Below are 19333 nucleotides of genomic sequence, written 5' to 3' on the forward strand. Positions count from 1 at the left end.
ATCGCGAGGAGCCCCGGCCTCGAAGGACCAGCGATGGCGCAGACCGCGCGCAGCCGCCCCGACCGGTGTCCCGGTGTGGTGCACCCCTGGCCGGCCGACGACGGCGGCCTGGTCCGGATCCGGGTCCCGGGCGGACAGGTGCCGCTCGCGGGGCTGCGCGCGCTGGCCGCCGTCGCGGAGGAGTACGGCGACGGCCGGGTCCGCGTGACGGGTCGCGCCAACCTGCAGCTGCGCGCCATGCCGCTGTCCCCGGACGGGCTGCTCGCGCCGCCCGCGCTGGTCGCGTTGGAGGCGACCGGTCTGCTGCCGTCACGTGCCCACGACCGGGTCCGCAACGTCCTCGCCTCGCCCCAGACGGGTCTCTCCGGCGGTCGGGCCGACCTGCGCCCCGTCGTCGCCGCGCTCGACGCCGCGCTGCTGGGCGACGACGCGGTGGCCGCGCTGCCGGGCCGGTTCCTGTTCACCCTCGACGACGGTCGCGGCGACCTCGCCGGGCGCCACAAGGACCTCGGCCTGGTCGCCCTCGACGCGGCGACGGCGCAGCTGCGCGTCGGCGAGCACTGGGGCGAGGTGGTCGCGCTCGACGCCGCACCCGCCGCGCTCGTCGCGCTCGCCCGGTCGTTCCTCGCCGAGCGCGGCTCCGGTCCGGGCGCGGCCTGGCACGTCCCGGAGCTCGCGCGCCCCCTCGCCCCCGCGGCTCCGCCCGCGCCCGGCGCCACCGTGGCCACCGGGCCGCTCGGCTTCGGCCGGGTCGCGGGCGGCCGGCACGTCGCCGTACCCGAGGACGGCCTCGACCGGCCGACCCTCGACGCCTGGTCGGCCCCGACCGTGATCGTGACGCCCTGGCACGGCGTCCTCGTCCCCGAGCCTGGATCCCTGGAGGTAGGCGCATGACCACACTCACCGCTCCCCCGCGCCGGTACGACTACATCGCCGACGGCCCGGCGATCTACGTCGACTCGTTCGCCACGATCCGGCGCGAGGCGGACCTGTCCCGGGTGCCGGCCGAGGCCGAGAAGGTCGCGGTCCGGATGATCCACGGCAGCGGGCAGACCGACCTCGTGGAGGATCTGGTCGTCCACCCGCGACTGGTCTCCGCGGGCCGGGCCGCGCTCGACGCCGGTGCGCCGATCCTGTGCGACGCCCGGATGGTCGCGATGGGCATCACCGCGGGCCGGCTCCCCGCGGACAACCCGGTGCACTGCTTCCTCACCGACGAGCGCGTGCCCGATCTCGCGCGGCGCTGGTCGACGACCCGCACGGCGGCGGCGGTCTCGCTGTGGGAGCCCCTTCTCGACGGCGCGGTGGTCGCCATCGGCAACGCCCCCACCGCGCTCTTCCACCTGCTCGAGATGATCCTCGCCGGCGCGCCGCGGCCGGCGGCGATCGTCGGGTGCCCGGTCGGCTTCATCGGCGCCGCCGAGTCCAAGGACGCACTCGCGGCCTTCGCCGACGAGCACGGCATCGACATCCCGTTCGTCACCGTGCGCGGCCGCCGCGGTGGCTCCGCCATGGCGTCCTCGGCGGTCAACGCGCTCGCCCAGGAGGCGGAATGAGCCGCGGGCCCGGACGCTTCCTCGTCGTCGGGATCGGCCCCGGCGACCCCGAGCTGATCACCCGCAAGGCCGAGCGGCTCATCGGCGCGGCCCCGGTCATCGCCTACCACGCCGGCGTGCGCAAGGAGTCGCACGCGCGCCGGATCGCCGCGGACCTGATCCCGGGCGACGCGATCGAGGAGGAGCTGCGCTACCCGGTCACCACGGGGACCACGGATCACCCCGGCGGCTACGTCGGCGCGCTGGCCGCCTTCTACGACGCCTGCGAGGCCCGGCTGGCGGCACATCTCGACGCCGGCCGCGACGTCGTCCTGCTCGCCGAGGGCGACCCGCTGTTCTACGGCTCGTCGATGTACCTCGTCGACCGGTTCCGCGACCGGTTCCCCGTCGAGGTGGTCCCCGGCGTCCCGGCCTTCGCCGCCGCCACGGCCACCGTCCCGGCGCCGCTGGTGCGGCAGAGCGACGTCCTCACCGTGCTGCCCGGCACATTGCCGGAGCCGGAGCTCGCCCGGCGGCTCGCCGACACCGACGGCGCGGTGATCATGAAGCTCGGCCGGACCTTCCCGGCCGTCCGATCGGCCCTCGCCCAGGCCGGCCGCCTCGACGGAGCGCTGTACGTCGAGCGCGCCTCCCAGCCCGAGGAGCGCTGGCTCCCGGTCGCCGAGGTCGACGCCGACTCGGTGCCGTACTTCTCGCTGATCGTGGTGCCCGGCGACTCGGCCCGGCCGGTCTCCCCGGACCGGCTGCGGGCCGGCCGGACCCGCACCGATTGGGCAGAGACCGCACGTTCTGAGCCCGAAATGTTGCGGTTTGGGACCAAACCGCAACCCTCGGAGCTCCTCGTGATCGGCCTCGGCCCCGGCCCCGACGGCTGGCTGACCCCCGAGGCGAGCGCGGCGCTGGCGGACGTGGAGCACGTGGTCGGCTACGCGCCGTACGTCCACCGGGTGCCCCAGCGCCCCGGGCTCCGGCGGCACGCGTCGGGCAACACCGTCGAGGTCGACCGGGCCCGGCTCGCCCTCGACCTGGCGCTGCGCGGCGAGCGGGTGGCCGTGGTGTCCGGCGGCGACGCCGGTGTCTTCGGCATGGCCGCCGCCGTCTTCGAGGCCGCGGCCGACCCGGCCCACCCCGAGCACGCGAGCGTGCCGGTTCGCGTCCTCCCGGGCGTGAGCGCCGTCCAGGCCGTCGCGGCTCGGGCGGGCGCCCCGATCGGCGCCGACTTCGCGGTGCTGAGCCTCTCCGACCGCCTCAAGCCGTGGCCGGTCGTCGAGCGGCGCCTGCGCGCGATCGCCGAAGCCGACCTGGTGCTCGGCGTCTACAACCCGGCGTCGCGCTCGCGGCGCGAGCAGGTCGTCGAGATGCAGAAGATCCTCCTCGAGCACCGCTCCCCCGACACCGTCGTGGTCGTGGGACGCGATGTCGGGCGCGCCGAGGAGTCGCTCACCGTCACCACGCTCGGCGAGCTGGACACCGACAGCGTCGACATGAAGTGCCTCGTCCTCGTCGGCGCCTCGTCGACGCGCGTCGAGCCGAGCGGCGCGGTCTGGACTCCGCGGTGGGTGGACTGATGGGCCACCCGATCGCGGTCGTCGGCATCGGCGCCGACGGGCATCTGTCGCCGACGGCCCGCGCCCTGGTGGGCGGGGCGGAGGTGCTGCTCGGTGGCGAGCGTCACCTCGCCCTCGTCCCGGCCGTTCCCGGTCAGGTCCGTCGGCCGTGGCCGCGCCCGTTCGGCGCGCTGCCCGGGGTGTTGGCGGAGCACGCGGGCCGACGCGTCGTCGCGCTGGCGTCGGGCGATCCGCTGGTCTCGGGCGTCGGTACGACGCTCGTGCGGATGCTCGGCGCCGACGCCGTCGAGGTCGTTCCCGCCGTGTCCTCGGTCTCCCTCGCCCGCGCCCGGATGGGCTGGTCGGCCGAGGAGTCCGCCGTGGTGACGCTGGTCGGCCGCGACGTCGACGCGCTGCGCCGCGAGCTCTCCCCCGGGCGCCGGCTGCTCGTGCTCTCGTCCGACGAGACGACGCCGGCGGCGGTGGCGCAGCTGGTCGCTGATGCGGGGTTCGGCGCCACCACCCTCACCGTCCTCGGCGACCTCGGCTCCGCCGCCGAGTCGCGGACCTCGTTCGTCGCCGGTGGCGAGCGGCCCGACAACCTGCCCCGGCTCCACGTGCTCGCGCTCGACATCGCCGGTCCCGGCGCAGGCCCCGGCGCCGCGTCCTGGGCCGCCGGGCTGCCCGACGACGCCTTCGAGCACGACGGTCAGCTCACCAAGCGCGACGTCCGCGCCAGCGCCCTCGCCCGGCTGGCACCCCGGCCCGGCGCCCTCCTGTGGGACGTCGGCGCCGGCGCCGGGTCGGTCGCGATCGAGTGGCTGCGCGCGCACCCGCTCACCACGGCCGTCGCCATCGAGAGCGACGAGGAGCGCGCCGAGCGGATCGGCCGCAACGCACGCCGCCTCGGCGTACCCCGGCTCGAGGTCGTCACCGGCCGAGCCCCCGACGCCCTCGCCGTCCTGCCCACCCCCGACGCGGTCTTCGTCGGCGGCGGCGCGACCGCCGCCGGGCTGCTCGACCGGTGCCGCGAGGCCCTCGCCGCCGGAGGCCGGCTCGTCGCGCACGGCGTGACCCTGGAGACCGAGCGGCTGCTCACCGACGCCTTCCACACCCACGGCGGCGAGCTGACCCGACTCGCCGTCGAGCACGTGACCCCGCTGGGCGGACGGTTCACCGGCTGGACCCCGGCCCGCGCCGTGGTGCAGTGGGCCTGGACCAAGGAGGCCGCCCGGTGACCGCCCACTTCGTCGGCGCCGGCCCCGGCGCGGCCGACCTGATCACCCTGCGCGCGGCCGCCCTCCTGGGCGCCGCCGACGTGGTGCTCCACCCGGGCACCTATATCGACGCCGAGGTCCTCTCCCACTGCCGCGCGGACGCGCGGAGGGTCGACACCCAGGACCTCGACCTCGACCGGATCACCGCGGTCATCGTGGCGGCGCACCGGGCCGGGCAGGACGTCGTCCGGCTCACCTCGGGCGACCCTTCGCTCTACTCGGCGTTGCACGAGCAGACCCGGCGACTCGACGCCGCCGGCGTGCCGTGGGACGTGACCCCCGGCGTTCCGGCGTACGCCGCCGCTGCCGCGATCGTCGGCCGCGAGCTCACCGTCCCCCTCGTCGCGCAGTCGGTCGTGCTCACGCGCACGCAGGCGCGCTCGACCGCGATGCCGGAGGGCGAGTCGCTGGCGGCGTACGCCGCGACCGGCGCGACCCTCGTCCTGCACCTGGCGATCACCCGCACCCGCGCGCTCATGACCGAGCTCGCGCCGTTCTACGGCGACGACTGCCCCGTCGCCGTGGTGTCCCGGGCGTCCCAGCCCGAGGAGCTGGTCCTGCGCGGCACCGTCGGCACCATCGCCGGCCTCGTCGAGGAGGCCGGTCTGCGCCAGGCCGCGGTGATCCTCGTCGGGCCGGCCCTGTCCTCGGCCTCCGCGGCCGAGTCCTACCTCTACTCCCCCGAACGCGTCGCTCGGAAGGAGCGCCTCCGATGAGCAGCACCGCGATCCCGCACTTCCCGTTCAGCGCCGTGGTCGGGGCCGACGGCCCCGACGGGCCGGACCCGATGGCGCTGGCCCTCATCCTGACCACGATCGCCCCGGACGTCGGCGGGGTGCTCGTGCGCGGCGAGAAGGGCACCGCCAAGTCGACGATCGTCCGGGCACTGGCCGCGGTCCTGCCTCCGGTCGAGGAGCGGCCCGTGCCGCTCGTCGAGCTGCCGATCGGCGCCACCGAGGACCGGGTCACCGGCTCGATCAACCTCGAGAGCGCCCTCGCCGAGGGCAAGGCGGAGTACGAGCCGGGCCTGCTGGCCAAGGCGCACCGCGGCATCCTGTACGTCGACGAGGTGAACCTGCTGCACGACCACCTCGTCGACCTGCTGCTCGACGCGGCCGCCATGGGCCGCGCGACCGTGGAGCGCGACGGCGTGTCGATGACCCACGAGGCGCGGTTCGTGCTGGTCGGCACGATGAACCCCGAAGAGGGCGAGCTGCGCCCCCAGCTGCTCGACCGCTTCGGCCTGACCGTCGAGGTCGCCGCGCCGCGCGACCCCGCGCTGCGCGCCGAGGTGGTCCGCCGCCGGATGGCGTACGACGCCGACCCGGCCGGGTTCGCGTCCCGCTACGCCGATGCCGAGGCGGCACTGCGGGCGCGGATCGACGCCGCCCGGGCGCTGGTCGGCTCGGTGCGGCTCACCGACGCCGGGCTGCTCAAGATCGCCGAGGTCTGCGCGGCGTTCGATGTCGACGGCCTGCGCGCCGACATCGTCACCGCCCGCACCGCCGTCGCCCACGCCGCGTGGGCCGGTCGTGCGCAGGTGAGCCTCGACGACATCCGGGTCGCCGCCCGCCTGGCCCTGCCGCATCGACGCCGGCGCAAGCCGTTCGACGCGCCCGGACTCGACGAGGACCTGCTGGACCGGGTGCTGGGCGACGACGAGCTGTCGCCCGAACCGGAGCCCGAGGGCCCCGAGCCGGACGGTCCCACCCCGGAAGGTGACCCCGACCCGGACGGCCCCGACGCGGACGGCCCCGGCGCGGGCGACCCCGCGCCGGAGGGCGACCCGGGGGCGCCTGATGCGGCCGCGCCGGACGCACCGTCATCCGCTCCGGGGGATCAGGCCCACGCGACGCCTGACGCTGCCCCCGGGGAGGCGCCGGGAGAGGCGCCGAGCAGCGTCGCGCCGACCGGCTCGGCGTACCGCACCCGGCTGCTGTCGGTGCGCGGCGTCGGCGCCGGTACGGCGGGGCGCCGCAGTCGCGCCCGCACGAGCAACGGCCGCCGGGTCGGCGCCACCCCACCGACCGGTGCGGGCGGCGCGATCCACCTGACCGAGACCATCCGGGCCGCGGCGCGCCACCAGTTCGCCCGGGGACGCCGGGGCGGCCGGCTGCTGCTCCTGCCCGCCGACCTCCGGGTCGCCGTACGCGAGGGGCGGGAGGCGAACCTCGTGCTCTTCTGCGTCGACGCGTCCGGGTCGATGGCCGCGCGACGGCGGATGGAGCAGGTCAAGACGGCCGTGCTGAGCCTGCTCCTCGACGCCTACCAGCGCCGCGACAAGGTCGGCCTGGTGACCTTCCGCGGGAGTGGGGCGGAGGTGGCGCTGCCGCCGACGCACTCCGTCGACGCGGCGGCCCAGCGGCTGGAGGAGCTGCCCTCGGGCGGCCGGACGCCGCTGGCCGAGGGCCTCCTGGAGGCCGCGCACGTGCTCGCCGTCGAGCGCACCCGGGATCCGCGGCGGCGCGCGCTGCTCGTCGTCGTCACCGACGGCCGGGCGACCTCCGGCGCCGATGCGGTGGGCCGGTCGCGGATGGCCGCCGCCCTGCTGGCGGAGGCCGGGGTCGCCAGCGTGGTGGTCGACTGCGAGTCCGGCCCGATGCGGATGGGCCTGGCGGGCACCCTCGCCGAGCACCTGGGGGCCGAGCACCTGCCGATCGGCGAGGTGAGCGCCGAGGCGCTGCTGGACGTGACCCGGCGGGCCGCATGAGCCACCCCGCCGGCAGCAGCGATCTGTACGACGTCATCGCGCGCCGCCGTGACGTGCGCGCCGAGTTCACCGGCGCACCGGTCCCGGACGAGACCCTGCACCGCGTGCTCGGTGCGGCCCACCGCGCGCCGAGCGTCGGGATGAGCCAGCCGTGGGACTTCGTGGTCGTCCGGGACCCGGCGACCCGGGCGACCTTCCGCGACCACGTCACCTCCGAGCGCGACACCTTCGCCCGCTCCCTCCCGCCCGATCGGCGCGCGTCCTTCGACCGGATCAAGGTCGAGGGGATCTGCGAGTCCTCGCTGGGCGTCGTCGTGACCCACAGCCAGGGACGCGGCGGACCGCACGTGCTCGGCCGGCACGCGATCGCCGACGCGGGGCTCTACTCCACCGTGCTGGCGATCCAGAACCTCTGGCTCGCCGCGACCGCCGAGGGCCTGGGCCTGGGCTGGGTCTCGTTCTACCGCGAGGACTTCCTCCGGACCCTGCTGGGCATCCCCGCCGACGTGCGGCCGGTGGCCTGGCTGTGCCTCGGCAGCGTGACCCACCTGGAGACCGTGCCCGACCTCGAGCGGCACGGCTGGCGATCCCGCCGCCCGCTCGCCGACGCCATCCACGAGGACACCTGGCAGATGAAGGAGAACGACCGTGCCTGAGGGCCAGCCGCTCGTCATACCGAACGACGGGCTCACCACCCGCCAGCGCCGCAACCGCCCGCTCGTGATGGTGCACACCGGGGACGGCAAGGGGAAGTCGACCGCTGCCTTCGGGCTCGCGCTGCGCGGCTGGAACCAGGGCTGGGACATCGGGGTGTTCCAGTTCGTGAAGTCCGCGAAGTGGCGCCTCGGCGAGCAGACCGCCTTCGAGAAGCTCCCACCTGGGAACGGCACCGTCGAGTGGCACAAGATGGGCTCCGGCTGGTCGTGGTCGCGCAAGGCCGGGTCCGAGGAGGACCACGCCGCCGACGCCGCCGAGGGCTGGGCGGAGATCAAGCGCCGGATCGCGACCGAGCGGCACGACCTGTACCTGCTCGACGAGTTCACCTACCCGATCAACTGGGGCTGGGTCGACGTCGACGACGTCGTGGAGACGCTCGCGAGCCGGCCCGGTCACCAGCACGTCGTGATCACCGGGCGGCGGGCCGATCCGAAGCTGGTCGAGCTGGCCGACCTGGTGACCGAGATGACCAAGGTGAAGCACCCGATGGACGTGGGCCAGAAGGGCCAGAAGGGCATCGAGTGGTGACCGCCCGTGGCTGAGCTGCCCCGCGTCGTCGTCGCGGCGCCCGCCACCGGGCAGGGCAAGACGACCGTCGCCACCGGCCTGATGGCCGCCCTGACCGCCGCCGGGCACGCGGTCAGCGGGCACAAGGTGGGCCCCGACTACATCGACCCCGGCTACCACGCGCTCGCCTGCGGGCGCCCGGGCCGCAATCTCGACCCCCACCTGGTCGGCGCGTCCCTCGTCGCGCCCCTCCTGCTGCACGGCGCGCGCTCCCCCGAGCCCGCCGACGTCGCGGTGGTCGAGGGCGTGATGGGCCTGTACGACGGCCGGATCGGCGGCAACGGCTTCTCGTCCACCGCGCACGTCGCCGCCCTGACCCGCACCCCCGTCGTGCTCGTCGTGGACATCTCCCGCTCCTCGCGCTCGATCGGCGCGGTCGTGCACGGGATGGCGACCTGGGACCCGACCGTGGCGGTGGCGGGGGTGATCCTCAACCAGGCCGGGTCCGCGCGTCACGCCGACGAGGTCCGCTCGTCGATCGCCCTGCCGGTGCTGGGCGTGATCCCGCGCGACGCCTCGATCGCCACGCCGTCGCGGCACCTGGGGCTGGTCACCGCCGCCGAGCGTGGCGAGTCGGAGTCCGTCGTGGCGCGACTGGCGGAGGTGGTCGCCGAGCACGTCGACCTCGGCGCGGTGCTGGCGATCGCCCGCTCGGCGCCGGACCTCGACGCGGTCCCCTGGTCCGCCGACCCGGCTCAGCCTGAACTCGAGAACGCACCGACCCGGCGCAGATTGAAGCGCGGCCGGGTGGCCGTCGCGGCGGGCCGGGCCTTCACCTTCCGGTACGCCGAGACGGCCGAGCTGCTCGCCGCCCACGGCTGCGAGGTGGTCACCTTCGACCCGGCGCACGATCCGGCACTGCCGACCGGGACCGGGGGCCTGTACCTCGGCGGCGGCTTCCCCGAGGTCCACGCCGCCGACCTCGCCGCCAACGCCGCGCTGCGGGACCAGATCAGGGAGGCCGTGCTCGACGGGATGCCGACGGTCGCGGAGTGCGCCGGCCTGCTCTACCTGTGCCGCACCCTCGACGGCGTCCCGATGGCCGGCGTCCTCGACGCCGACGCGGCGATGACCGAGCGCCTCACCCTGCGCTACCCGGTCGCCACGGCGGCCGCCGACACCCTGCTCACCCGTCGCGGCGAGCAGGCGACCGGGCACGAGTTCCACCGCACGACGGTCACGCCGGCCGGCGCCGGCACACCCGCCTGGCGGATTGACGGCGACGACGTCGGCTTCGCGTCCGACACCCTGCACGCGTCGTACCTCCACACGCACTGGGCGGGTCACCCGCTCCTGGCCGCGCGGTTCGCCGAGGCGGTGCACGCCCATGGCTGAGCCGGACCCGTTGCGTCACCACGGCGACGTCGAGGCACGCGGCATGCTCGACCTCGCCGTCAACGTGTACGACGGCCCGCGGCCGTCCTGGCTCGACGACGCCCTACGCGGCTCGCTGGACACGGTCGGCGCCTATCCCGACCCGAGCGCCGCGCGGTCGGCCGTGGCCGCCCACCACGGGCGGCCCGAGGACGACGTGCTCGTGACCGCCGGTGCCGCGGAGGCCTTCACGCTGGTCGCGCGGCTGCGGGACTGGCGGCGGCCGGTGGTGGTGCACCCGCAGTTCACCGAGCCGCACGCCGCGCTCGAGCAGGCCGGTCGCACGGTCACCCCGGTGGCGCTGGGCGCGCCGTTCACGTTCGACGCCGCGCGCGTACCGGAGGACGCCGACCTGGTGGTCGTCGGCAACCCGACGAACCCGACCGGCGTCCTGCACCCGGCCGCCGAGCTGGCGGACCTGCGCCGGCCGGGCCGGCTGGTGGTCGTCGACGAGGCGTTCATGGACTGCGTGCCGGGCGAGCCGGAGTCGCTGGCCGGCGTACCGCTCGACGGACTCGTGGTGCTCCGCTCCCTGACCAAGCACTGGGGCATCCCCGGCATCCGCGCGGGCTACGTCGTCGGCGACCCCGCGGCCGTCTCCGGCCTGGCCCGCGCCCAGACACCGTGGTCGGTCGGCACCACCGCGGCGGCCGCGGTGGTCGCGTGCACCACGCCCGAGGCGGTCCGCGAGGGGCGACGGCGCGCCGAGGAGATCGGGGGCTGGCGCGCGTACCTCGCCGCGGGGCTCGCCGACCTGGGCATCCCTCACCTGCCGTCGGCGGCGTCCTTCGTGCTGGCGGAGGTCGGCGAGGGCGTGCATGCCCGGCTGCGCGCGGCCGGCATCGCCGTGCGCCGGGCCGACACCTTCCCCGGCCTCGACGACGGCTGGGTCCGCATCGCCGTCCGGCCACCGACCACGACCGACCTCCTGCTGTCGAGCCTGGCGGGGGCGGTGGGCTAGGAGCGTCCGGCCGCCCCGCCCGCGGCAGCCGCGACCAGCTTGAGCACGGCGCCGCCGGACGACAGCTGACCCGCCGACGGAGGACGGCCCAGTCGCGTCATCCGGCTCGGCCCGCCCCAGCAGCACCGCGAGCACCGGCGCGAGGAGCGCGTCGCGCCGGGCGATGTCGACGAGCAGCGCACCGCCCACCACCGGCTCGGTCTCGGTGCCGCCCAGCAGAACTTCGCCCCGACCCGGTGTCGGTGGTGATCAGGACCAGGTCGCCGTCGACAGCCATGCCGCGAGCACAGGACGGTCGCGGGTTCTCCGGAGGCCCTCGATTGGGCAGCAACCGCAGGCAGAAGGCCAGAATTGCTGCAGTTTGGGACCAAACCGCAACGCCCCGACACCCGCAGCCCGGACACCTCCCCACCACTGCCCGTCATGCCCTAGGCTCACCAGAGCAGGCACGAGGAAGCCGGTGAGAATCCGGCACAGTCGCGCTACTGTGACACCGCCTCCGCCCTCGGACGGGAGTGTGGTGAAGTCAGGAACGAGTGCCTGCGCACCTCACATCCACTGTCCAGGGACGCTGAATCCCTGAGGAGGCATCATGTCGCAGTTTCCTGCCACCCCTCTCGCCCCGACCGCGGGCGTCGGCCCGGCCGTCCAGGTCCCGGTCATGCCGCTGCTGCAGCTCGGCACCTGGGTCGTCTTCTTCGGCCTGCTCGCGATGCTCGCGATCTTCTTCGTGAGCGCCGACCAGGGCGCGATCTCGATCCCGGCCGGCAACGCCGTGCACGAATGGGTGCACGACGCCCGGCACCTGCTCGGCTACCCCTGCCACTGAGCGGGGCGAAGCTGATGAGCACCGTTGCCGGGGACGGGCCTGTCCTGAGCCCGGCCGCCTTCCTCGTCCGCGGAATCGCAGTGGGGCTGGCCGCCGGTCTGATCGCCTTCGTCGTGGCGTTCGCCTTCGGTGAACCGTACGTCGACGACGCCATCGCCCTTGAGGAGGCGGCCGCCTCGCAGACGCCCGCCGATCCCACCGAGCACGACCACGCCGACGCAGCCGCCGACGCAGCCGCCGACCCAGCCGCCGACCCAGCCGTCGACGAGGCCGGCGTGGTCGAGGTCTCCCGCGAGAACCAGAAGAGCTGGGGCCTGCTGACCGGCACCCTCGCCATCGGCACCGCCCTCGGCGGGCTGACCGCACTGGCCGCGGCCGCCGTCCTGGGCCGCCTCGGCGGCCTCTCCGCACGCGGCTCTACGGCGCTGGTGGCGCTGATCGGGTTCGTGGCGGTTGCGCTCGTCCCGTTCATGAAGTACCCCGCGACGCCGCCCGCGGTGGGCAGCGGCGACACGATCGGTGGCCGCACGGCGTCGTACTTCGCCCTGCTCCTGGTCTCGGTGCTCGTCGCGATCGCGGTCGTGGTGCTGGCCCACCGGCTGCGTCCGAGGTACGGCGGCTGGACCGCCGCCCTCCTCTCGGGCGGCGCCTACCTGGCGATCGTGACGGTCACCGCGCTGCTGCTGCCCACGGTCGACGAGCTCGGCGACTTCCCGGCCGACACGCTCTGGCACTTCCGCCGCTCGTCGCTGGTCACCCTCGCCGCCCTGTGGGCGAGCATCGGCGTCGGTCTGACCGTCCTGGTCGGCCGGCTCCACGACCGCGCGGCGGCGGACCTCGCCCACCGTGAGCTCGCCGCCAGCCTGTGAGGGCTGCGGGACTGCTGCTCGGGTACGCCGCCGACCGGCTCCTGGCCGATCCGCGGCGCGGCCATCCCGTGGCGGGCTTCGGGCAGCTCGCGGCCGCGCTGGAGCGGCGCCTGTGGCGCGACGACCGCGGCGCCGGCGCCCTGCACGCGGGGGTGCTGGTCGGTGGTGCCGTCGCGCTCGGCGTCGTGGCGGACCGGACCCTCCCCCGCACACTCGCCACGGCCGCCGGCACGTGGGTGGTCCTCGGCGGCACGTCCCTGGACCGCGAGGCCGCCGCCGTATCACGACTCCTCGCGGCCGGCGACCTCCCGGGTGCCCGGGTCCGGCTGACGCGACTGGTCGGCCGCGACACCACCGTGCTCGACGAGGGCGAGGTCGTCCGGGCCACCGTGGAGTCGCTCGCCGAGAACACCTCCGACGCGGTGGTCGCGCCGCTCGTCTGGGGCGCCGTGGCCGGACTCCCCGGCCTGCTCGGGTACCGCGCCGTCAACACGCTCGACGCGATGGTCGGCCACCGCAGCGCCCGCTACGAGAGGTTCGGCTGGGCGTCCGCGCGCCTCGACGACCTGCTCAACCTGCCCGGCTCCCGGCTGACGGCCGCCCTCGCCACCCTGCTCGGCCCCGATCCGGCGGCCGCCTGGCGCACCTGGCGGCGCGACGCGGCCGGCCACCCGAGTCCCAACGCGGGACCGGTCGAGGCGGCCTTCGCGGGCGCCCTCGGGATCCGGCTGGGGGGCACCAACGACTACGGCGGCCGGATCGAGCACCGCGCGGTCATGGGCGACGGACCGCTGCCCGGGCGGGCCGATCTCGACCGCGCCCGCATGCTCGCCCGACGCATCGGCACGGCTGCCGCCCTCGTCGCCGCGGCGCTCGCCGTCCGGGCCCCGTCGTACCGGACAGGACAGTCGTGAACTCTCCGAGAACATGCCCCGGAGGCCCGGTACGACGGCGTCAGGTCCCGATGATCTCGTCGGCGTGGCGTCCCACCCAGCGCAGCAGCGGGACCATCACCTCGGCGAGCTCCTCGCCCCGCGGGGTCAGGCTGTAGTCGACCCGGGGCGGCATCACCGGCTGCTGCTCGCGGTGGATCAGCCCGTCGCCCTCCAGCGTCCTGAGCGTCTGGGCGAGCATCTTCTCGCTGATCCCCTGAGCGCGTCTGCGCAGGTCGCTCCACCGTTGCGGCCCGTCGGTGAGCGAGACGAGGACCAGCACGCCCCACTTGCTCATCACGTGGTCGAGCAGCACCCGGCTCGAGCAGGCGGCCGGGAACACCCCGCCGGGGAACTGCTCGAAGATCGTCGCCTCGGTACTTTCCGCCACGGAAGTACCTTACTCCAAAGTGCGTACTAACCAATGGGAAGCAACTTCCCGAACGGGCCGTTGAGCACGTCGACAGCACGACCTCCCACCGTTCGAAAGGTGCCCCACCATGTCCCTCGTCATCACCGGAGCCACCGGCCAGCTCGGCCGTCTCGTCGTCACCTCCCTGCTCGCCCAGGGCGTGCCGGCCGACCGGATCGTCGCGCTCGGCCGCGACGAGGAGCGGCTCGCCGGACTCGCCGCCCTCGGCGTCGCCACCCGTCGCGTCGACTACGCCGACCCGGCTGCGCTCGCCGACGCGCTCGTCGGCGCCGAGCGGGTGCTCCTCATCTCGGGCAGTGAGGTCGGCCGGCGCCTGCCCCAGCACGAGAACGTCATCGCCGCGGCGAAGGCTGCCGGCGTGCGCCTGCTCGCCTACACCAGCATCGCCAACGCCGACACCAGCCGGATGCTCCTCGCGGGCGAGCACCGCGCCACCGAGGAGGCGATCGTCGCCTCGGGCCTTGCCCACACCTTCCTGCGCAACAGCTGGTACCTCGAGAACTACACCGCCCAGCTCGCGACGTACGCCGAGCACGGCACCGTGCTCGGCGCGGCCGGCGACGGGCGGGTCAGCGCGGCCACCCGGGCCGACTTCGCGGAGGCGGCCGCGGCGGTGCTCCTGCTCGACCGGCCGCAGGCCGTCTACGAGCTCGGCGGCGCCGCGTTCAGCCTGAAGGAGCTGGCCGCCACGGCCGGCGACGTGCTGGGCCAGGAGGTCACCTACACCGACCTGCCCGCCGACGCGCTCACCGAGGCGCTGGTCGGCGCCGGCTTTCCCGAGCCGTACGCCGCCGTCCTCGCCGACGCCGACCTGGGCCTCGGGCGCGGTGAGCTGTACGTCGAGCCGGACGACCTCGAGACCCTGCTCGGGCGCCCGAGCACCCCACTCGCCGACGCCCTCCGCGCCGCGCGCTGAGAAGGCGACCCGTGTGCTCCCCGCCGCTCGCGGGCATCATCGAGGCATGGCGAGCGACGAGGACCACACCCGACCCGCGGGCGTCGACGACCTGACGGTCGAGGCGCTCGGCAACATCTCCGAGGCCCTGGAGGCGGTGGAGGTCGCCCGGGGGCATCTGTACGCCTTCCACCGGCTGAGCGGGACCGCCGACCTCACGCTCGGCAAGGGCGTCGACCAGCTGCGCTCCGCGGGGCACCACGCGCTGGCCGACCGGATCGAGACCGAGCTGGTCGGGCGCAACGTGCTGCAGGGGCGGTGGACCTTCCAGATCGTCGAGGAGTACGACGACGGCTACTACGCCGACTTCAAGCGGCTCGAGCGCGCCGCCCGGGACGAGCTCGTCGCCGGGCGGCGGCACCTCTACGAGGCGGAGATGAAGGAGGACCGGCGCACCCACGGGCGTCCCGGCCACGAGCGCGAGCCCGCGGCCGGGACCTGACCCGCGGGCCGTCAGGCGACGACGAGCACCAGGTCGCCGCCCTCGGCCGCCTTCGGCCCGGCCAGCGCGACCCGCTGGACGGTGCCGTCGACCGGCGCGGTGATGGCCGCCTCCATCTTCATCGCCTCGATGGTGGCGACGGTGTCGCCGGCGGCGACCTGGTCGCCCTCGGCGACCACGACCGACACCACGCCCTGGAAGGGCGCGGCGACGTGGCCGGGCTGCGCCGGGTCGGCCTTCTCGGCGGCGGCCACCTCGGCCGACACCGAGCGGTCCCGCACGCTGACCGGGCGGATCTGGCCGTTGAGGGTGCACAGCACCGTCCGGTAGCCCCGCTCGTCCGGCTCGCCGACCGCCTGCAGTCCGAGCAGGAGCTGCTTGCCCTCGGCGAGCTGGACGACGTGCTCCTCGCCGGCCTGGAGGCCGTAGAGGAACTCCCGGGTCGGTACGACGGACAGGTCGCCCCACTGCGACCGCGCCTCGTCGTACTCCCGGGTGGGGCCCGGGAAGAGCAGCCGGTTGAGGGTCGCCCGGCGCACGGCGGCGTCGCCCGCCAGGTCCGCCTCGTCGTCGGCGGACAGCACCTCGGCGGGCGGCGTCCAGGACCGGCCGGCGATGGCCTTGCTGCGGAACGGCTCGGGCCAGCCGCCCGGCGGGTCGCCCAGCTCGCCGTGCAGGAACCCGATCACCGACGCCGGGATGTCGTACGACGCGGGGTCGGCCGCGAACGCCTCGGGGTCCGCGCCCGCCGCCACCAGGGCGAGAGCGAGGTCGCCGATCACCTTCGACGACGGCGTGACCTTCGGGATTCGGCCGAGGATGTCGTTGGCCGCGGCGTACATGTCCTCGACCTGCTCGAACTTCTCCCCCAGCCCCAGCGCGATGGCCTGCTGGCGCAGGTTGGAGAGCTGTCCGCCGGGGATCTCGTGGCGGTAGACCCGCCCGGTCGGCGCCGGGAGGCCCGACTCGAAGGGCGCGTAGAGCCGCCGGACCGCCTCCCAGTAGGGCTCGAGCGCGTTGACCGCCGCCAGGTCGAGCCCGGTCGCGCGTCCCGGCTGCGCCGGGTGGTCGGTGGCCGCGACGAGCGAGGACAGCGGCGGCTGCGAGGTCGTGCCCGCCATCGACGCGGTGGCCGCGTCGACCGCGTCGACGCCCGCGGCGATCGCGGCCGTGAGCGTGGCGAGCTGGCCGCCGGCGGTGTCGTGGGTGTGCAGGTGGACGGGGAGGTCGAACCGCTCGCGCAGTGCCGTCACCAGCGTGGTGGCGGCGGGAGCGCGCAGGAGCCCGGCCATGTCCTTGATCGCGAGCACGTGCGCCCCGGCCTCGACGATCCGCTCCGCCAGGCGCAGGTAGTAGTCGAGCGTGTAGAGCTCCTCGCCCGGGTCGGACAGGTCGCCGGTGTAGCAGAGTGCCACCTCGGCGACGCTCGTCCCGGTGGCACGGACCGCCTCGATGGCCGGTCGCATCTGCTCGACGTCGTTGAGGGCGTCGAAGATCCGGAACACGTCGATGCCCGTGGCGGCCGCCTCCTCGACGAAGGCGTTGGTCACGCTCGTGGGGTACGGCGTGTAGCCGACCGTGTTGCGTCCGCGCAGCAGCATCTGCAGGCAGATGTTGGGCACCGCCGCGCGGAGCTTGGCCAGCCGGTCCCACGGGTCCTCGGAGAGGAACCGCAGCGCCACGTCGTACGTCGCCCCGCCCCAGCACTCCAGCGACCAGAGCTGGGGCGTGGTCCGCGCGACGTGCGCGGCCACCCCGAGCAGGTCGTGGGTACGGACCCGCGTGGCCAGCAGCGACTGGTGGGCGTCGCGGAACGTGGTGTCGGTGACGGCCACGCCGGTGCGCGCGCGCAGCTCGGCGGCGAACGCCTCGGGCCCCACCTCGCGCAGGCGCTGGCGGGTGCCGTCCGGCGGGGCGAGCGACAGGTCGAGGGCGGGCAGCTTGGCGCGGGGAGCCACCGAGACCGGCACCGCGCCGTGCGGCTGGTTGACGGTGACGTCGGCCAGATAGGTCAGCAGCCGGGTTCCGCGGTCGCCCGAGGCCCGGGCCGTGAGCAGCTGCGGGTGCGTCTCGATGAAGCCGGTTGTCACCCGACCCGCCTCGAAGTCCGAGTCGTCCAGGAGGGCCTGCAGGAACGGGATGTTCGTGGCGACGCCGCGGATCCGGAACTCCGCCACGGCACGCCGCGCCCGCGCGACCGCGTCGGCGAAGGTACGGCCGCGGCAGGTCAGCTTGGCCAGCATGGAGTCGAAGTGCGGGCTGACCTCGGCGCCGGTGAAGGTCGTGCCGCCGTCGATCCGGACCCCCGCGCCGCCCGGCGAACGGTACGCCGTGATGATGCCGGTGTCGGGACGGAACCCGTTCGCCGGGTCCTCCGTCGTGATCCGGCACTGCAGCGCCGCGCCCCGCAGGCGCACGGTGTCCTGGGACAGGCCCAGGTCGGCGAGCGTCTCCCCCGCCGCGATCCGCAGCTGGGACTGGACCAGGTCGACGTCGGTGACCTCCTCGGTCACCGTGTGCTCGACCTGGATCCGCGGGTTCATCTCGATGAAGACGTAGTTGCCCTCCGGGTCGAGCAGGAACTCCACCGTGCCCGCGCACGCGTAGCCGATCTCGCGGGCGAAGCGCACCGCGTCCGCGCAGATCCGGTCCCGCAGGTCGGGGTCGAGGTTCGGCGCCGGCGCGATCTCGACGACCTTCTGGTGGCGTCGCTGCACCGAGCAGTCCCGCTCGAAGAGGTGGATCACGTCGCCCCGGCCGTCGGCCAGGATCTGCACCTCGATGTGGCGCGGGTCGACCACGGCCTGCTCGATGAAGACGGTCGGGTCCCCGAAGGCGCCCTCCGCCTCGCGCATGCAGGTCTCGATCGCCTCGCGCAGCTGCGACCGGTCGTCGACGCGACGCATGCCGCGACCACCGCCGCCCGCGACGGCCTTGACGAACAGCGGCGCCGGGATGGCCTCCGCGGCCCGCACCAGCGCTTCGACGTCGGTCGAGGGGTCGACGCTCTGCAACGTCGGCACGCCCGCGGCCTTGGCGGCCGCGATGGCGCGGGCCTTGTTGCCGGTGAGCTCGAGCACGCCGGCCGAGGGCCCGACGAACGTGATGCCGGCGGCGGCGCAGGCCTCCGCGAGCGCCGGGTTCTCCGACAAGAACCCGTATCCCGGATAGATCGCGTCGGCGCCGCACTGCACGGCGGCCGCGACGATCGCGTCCGGGTCGAGGTAGCTGCGGACCGGGTGCCCCCGCTCACCGATCTCGTAGGCCTCGTCGGCCTTGAGACGGTGCTCGGAACCCCGGTCCTCGTACGGGAAGACCGCCACGGTGGTGGCGCCCAGCTCGTACGCCGCGCGGAACGCTCGGATGGCGATCTCTCCGCGATTGGCGACCAGAACCTTCGAGAACAAGTGGATGACTCCTCGCTGTACGTGATGGGTGGGGCTCCATCCCACCAGGAGTGAGCCAGGTCACGGTGCCGTGCCCACCTGGTGGAGCCTCTCGAAGGTCCCGCCACCTCGGGTGGCGGCATGCGTCCCTGCACGAGAGGGGCTGCGCTCTCGGCCTCGGCTTCACTTCGGACCGGAAGTTGGCACCAACATGACAAAGCCGGCAAGCGCAGCAAACCCTCAACGGTTCGCGTGGCCCGAAATGCGGTCAACGGTTCCTAGGTTGGAAGCCCCTCCACATGGAACCGGGACATGACTCGGGAAGGAAAACATGAGATCGCCGTCATCATCCCGACGCAAGGCAGCGACACATTGTGCGCTCTTGAGCACCATATTGACCGCTGGGATATTCCTTCCCCTGGATTCTGCGCGCGCAGACAATCCGGCCTGCCCTGCGAACTTCGCACCCGCGGTGCTTCACGTCAGCGACGGTCACGTCCGGGGAAAGGCCTGTTTCCGGCCCGACACCGATAATTGGCGTTTTCAGGATACCTATCCGGACGGCTGGGGCGTCCAGCTCACAGTACCAACCAACGACCTTTCCGGCTCGGCCTACGGACACGACACCGACGGCGCCAACAACGGCTGGATCGCGAAGAACTCCAACTATCCGCCAGGCGCAACTCTTTGGCCGGGGATCTGCAACTTCGACTACCCCACGGGGGTGAACTATGGGTGCACCGTCAGTAGCGTCGTCTCCTAGGCTGAGAACGTGGCG

At 74.6% G+C, this 19333-nt stretch carries 18 protein-coding genes and 1 riboswitch; of the genes, 16 read left to right on the forward strand and 2 right to left on the reverse strand.

All coding sequences use genetic code 11. From position 1 onward, the window contains the following. The first annotated feature begins 33 nt into the window (after positions 1-33). The 13 genes from ACPZVR_RS15090 to ACPZVR_RS15150 all read left to right on the forward strand — a co-directional run bounded on the left by ACPZVR_RS15090 (position 34) and on the right by ACPZVR_RS15150 (position 13321). Positions 34-894, forward strand: coding sequence for a ferredoxin-like domain-containing protein (locus ACPZVR_RS15090; RefSeq protein WP_436700424.1), 861 nt, complete (start codon positions 34-36; stop codon positions 892-894). Beyond that, complete coding sequence (locus ACPZVR_RS15095) at positions 891-1556, forward strand: precorrin-8X methylmutase (RefSeq protein ID WP_436700425.1); 666 nt, start codon at positions 891-893, stop codon at positions 1554-1556. Before ACPZVR_RS15090 ends, ACPZVR_RS15095 begins: the two co-directional genes overlap by 4 nt. Continuing rightward, on the forward strand, positions 1553-3124 hold the full coding sequence (gene cobJ, locus ACPZVR_RS15100) for a precorrin-3B C(17)-methyltransferase (RefSeq protein WP_436700426.1): 1572 nt from the start codon (positions 1553-1555) through the stop codon (positions 3122-3124). Before ACPZVR_RS15095 ends, cobJ begins: the two co-directional genes overlap by 4 nt. Then, a complete protein-coding gene (gene cbiE / locus ACPZVR_RS15105) occupies positions 3124-4341 on the forward strand; it encodes a precorrin-6y C5,15-methyltransferase (decarboxylating) subunit CbiE (protein WP_436700427.1) in 1218 nt (405 codons plus the stop codon). The genes cobJ and cbiE overlap by 1 nt, the downstream gene beginning before the upstream one ends. Further along, on the forward strand, positions 4338-5096 hold the full coding sequence (locus tag ACPZVR_RS15110; RefSeq protein ID WP_436700428.1) for a cobalt-precorrin-4/precorrin-4 C(11)-methyltransferase: 759 nt from the start codon (positions 4338-4340) through the stop codon (positions 5094-5096). The genes cbiE and ACPZVR_RS15110 overlap by 4 nt, the downstream gene beginning before the upstream one ends. After that, entirely contained in the window at positions 5093-7090 is a 1998-nt protein-coding gene (locus ACPZVR_RS15115) for a VWA domain-containing protein (RefSeq protein WP_436700429.1), read from the forward strand. The genes ACPZVR_RS15110 and ACPZVR_RS15115 overlap by 4 nt, the downstream gene beginning before the upstream one ends. Further along, positions 7087-7746 carry a 5,6-dimethylbenzimidazole synthase gene (gene bluB, locus ACPZVR_RS15120; RefSeq protein WP_436700430.1) on the forward strand — a complete coding sequence of 220 codons (660 nt, stop codon included), beginning with the start codon at positions 7087-7089 and terminating at the stop codon, positions 7744-7746. The genes ACPZVR_RS15115 and bluB overlap by 4 nt, the downstream gene beginning before the upstream one ends. Beyond that, positions 7739-8335 carry a cob(I)yrinic acid a,c-diamide adenosyltransferase gene (gene cobO, locus ACPZVR_RS15125; protein WP_436700431.1) on the forward strand — a complete coding sequence of 199 codons (597 nt, stop codon included), beginning with the start codon at positions 7739-7741 and terminating at the stop codon, positions 8333-8335. The genes bluB and cobO overlap by 8 nt, the downstream gene beginning before the upstream one ends. Before the next feature lie 6 nt (positions 8336-8341). Beyond that, entirely contained in the window at positions 8342-9709 is a 1368-nt protein-coding gene (locus ACPZVR_RS15130; protein WP_436700432.1) for a cobyrinic acid a,c-diamide synthase CobB, read from the forward strand. Next, complete coding sequence (gene cobC / locus ACPZVR_RS15135; RefSeq protein WP_436700433.1) at positions 9702-10709, forward strand: Rv2231c family histidinol phosphate aminotransferase CobC; 1008 nt, start codon at positions 9702-9704, stop codon at positions 10707-10709. The genes ACPZVR_RS15130 and cobC overlap by 8 nt, the downstream gene beginning before the upstream one ends. A 452-nt stretch (positions 10710-11161) precedes the next feature. Continuing rightward, positions 11162-11243, forward strand: a riboswitch (cobalamin riboswitch). A 58-nt stretch (positions 11244-11301) separates the two neighbouring features. Continuing rightward, positions 11302-11538: a CbtB domain-containing protein gene (locus ACPZVR_RS15140; RefSeq protein WP_436700434.1), complete on the forward strand. Its 237-nt coding sequence runs from the start codon at positions 11302-11304 to the stop codon at positions 11536-11538. 14 nt (positions 11539-11552) lie between these two features. Then, positions 11553-12407: a CbtA family protein gene (locus ACPZVR_RS15145; RefSeq protein WP_436700435.1), complete on the forward strand. Its 855-nt coding sequence runs from the start codon at positions 11553-11555 to the stop codon at positions 12405-12407. Then, entirely contained in the window at positions 12404-13321 is a 918-nt protein-coding gene (locus ACPZVR_RS15150; protein WP_436700436.1) for a cobalamin biosynthesis protein, read from the forward strand. The genes ACPZVR_RS15145 and ACPZVR_RS15150 overlap by 4 nt, the downstream gene beginning before the upstream one ends. A 40-nt stretch (positions 13322-13361) precedes the next feature. Here the strand turns inward: ACPZVR_RS15150 and ACPZVR_RS15155 are convergent, their stop codons facing one another. Further along, on the reverse strand, positions 13362-13730 hold the full coding sequence (locus tag ACPZVR_RS15155; RefSeq protein WP_436700437.1) for a winged helix-turn-helix transcriptional regulator: 369 nt from the start codon (positions 13728-13730) through the stop codon (positions 13362-13364). 109 nt (positions 13731-13839) lie between these two features. Here ACPZVR_RS15155 and ACPZVR_RS15160 point away from each other — a divergent pair, with 109 nt between their 5' ends. Both ACPZVR_RS15160 and ACPZVR_RS15165 read left to right on the forward strand, forming a co-directional pair. Then, positions 13840-14688, forward strand: a complete 849-nt coding sequence (locus tag ACPZVR_RS15160; protein WP_436700438.1) for an NAD(P)H-binding protein — start codon at positions 13840-13842, stop codon at positions 14686-14688. Between the two features lie 46 nt (positions 14689-14734). Next, positions 14735-15169, forward strand: a complete 435-nt coding sequence (locus ACPZVR_RS15165; RefSeq protein WP_436700439.1) for a hypothetical protein — start codon at positions 14735-14737, stop codon at positions 15167-15169. A gap of 11 nt (positions 15170-15180) precedes the next feature. On the opposite strand, the gene ACPZVR_RS15170 is transcribed toward ACPZVR_RS15165, so the two are convergent. Beyond that, a complete protein-coding gene (locus tag ACPZVR_RS15170; RefSeq protein ID WP_436700440.1) occupies positions 15181-18576 on the reverse strand; it encodes a pyruvate carboxylase in 3396 nt (1131 codons plus the stop codon). 361 nt (positions 18577-18937) lie between these two features. Here ACPZVR_RS15170 and ACPZVR_RS15175 point away from each other — a divergent pair, with 361 nt between their 5' ends. Next, the gene (locus ACPZVR_RS15175) at positions 18938-19318 is read left to right on the forward strand and encodes a hypothetical protein (protein ID WP_436700441.1); all 381 of its coding nucleotides are present in this window, start codon (positions 18938-18940) and stop codon (positions 19316-19318) included. Positions 19319-19333: the final 15 nt, after the last annotated feature.

The organism is Nocardioides segetis (assembly GCF_051390595.1).
Lineage (GTDB): Bacteria > Actinomycetota > Actinomycetes > Propionibacteriales > Nocardioidaceae > Nocardioides.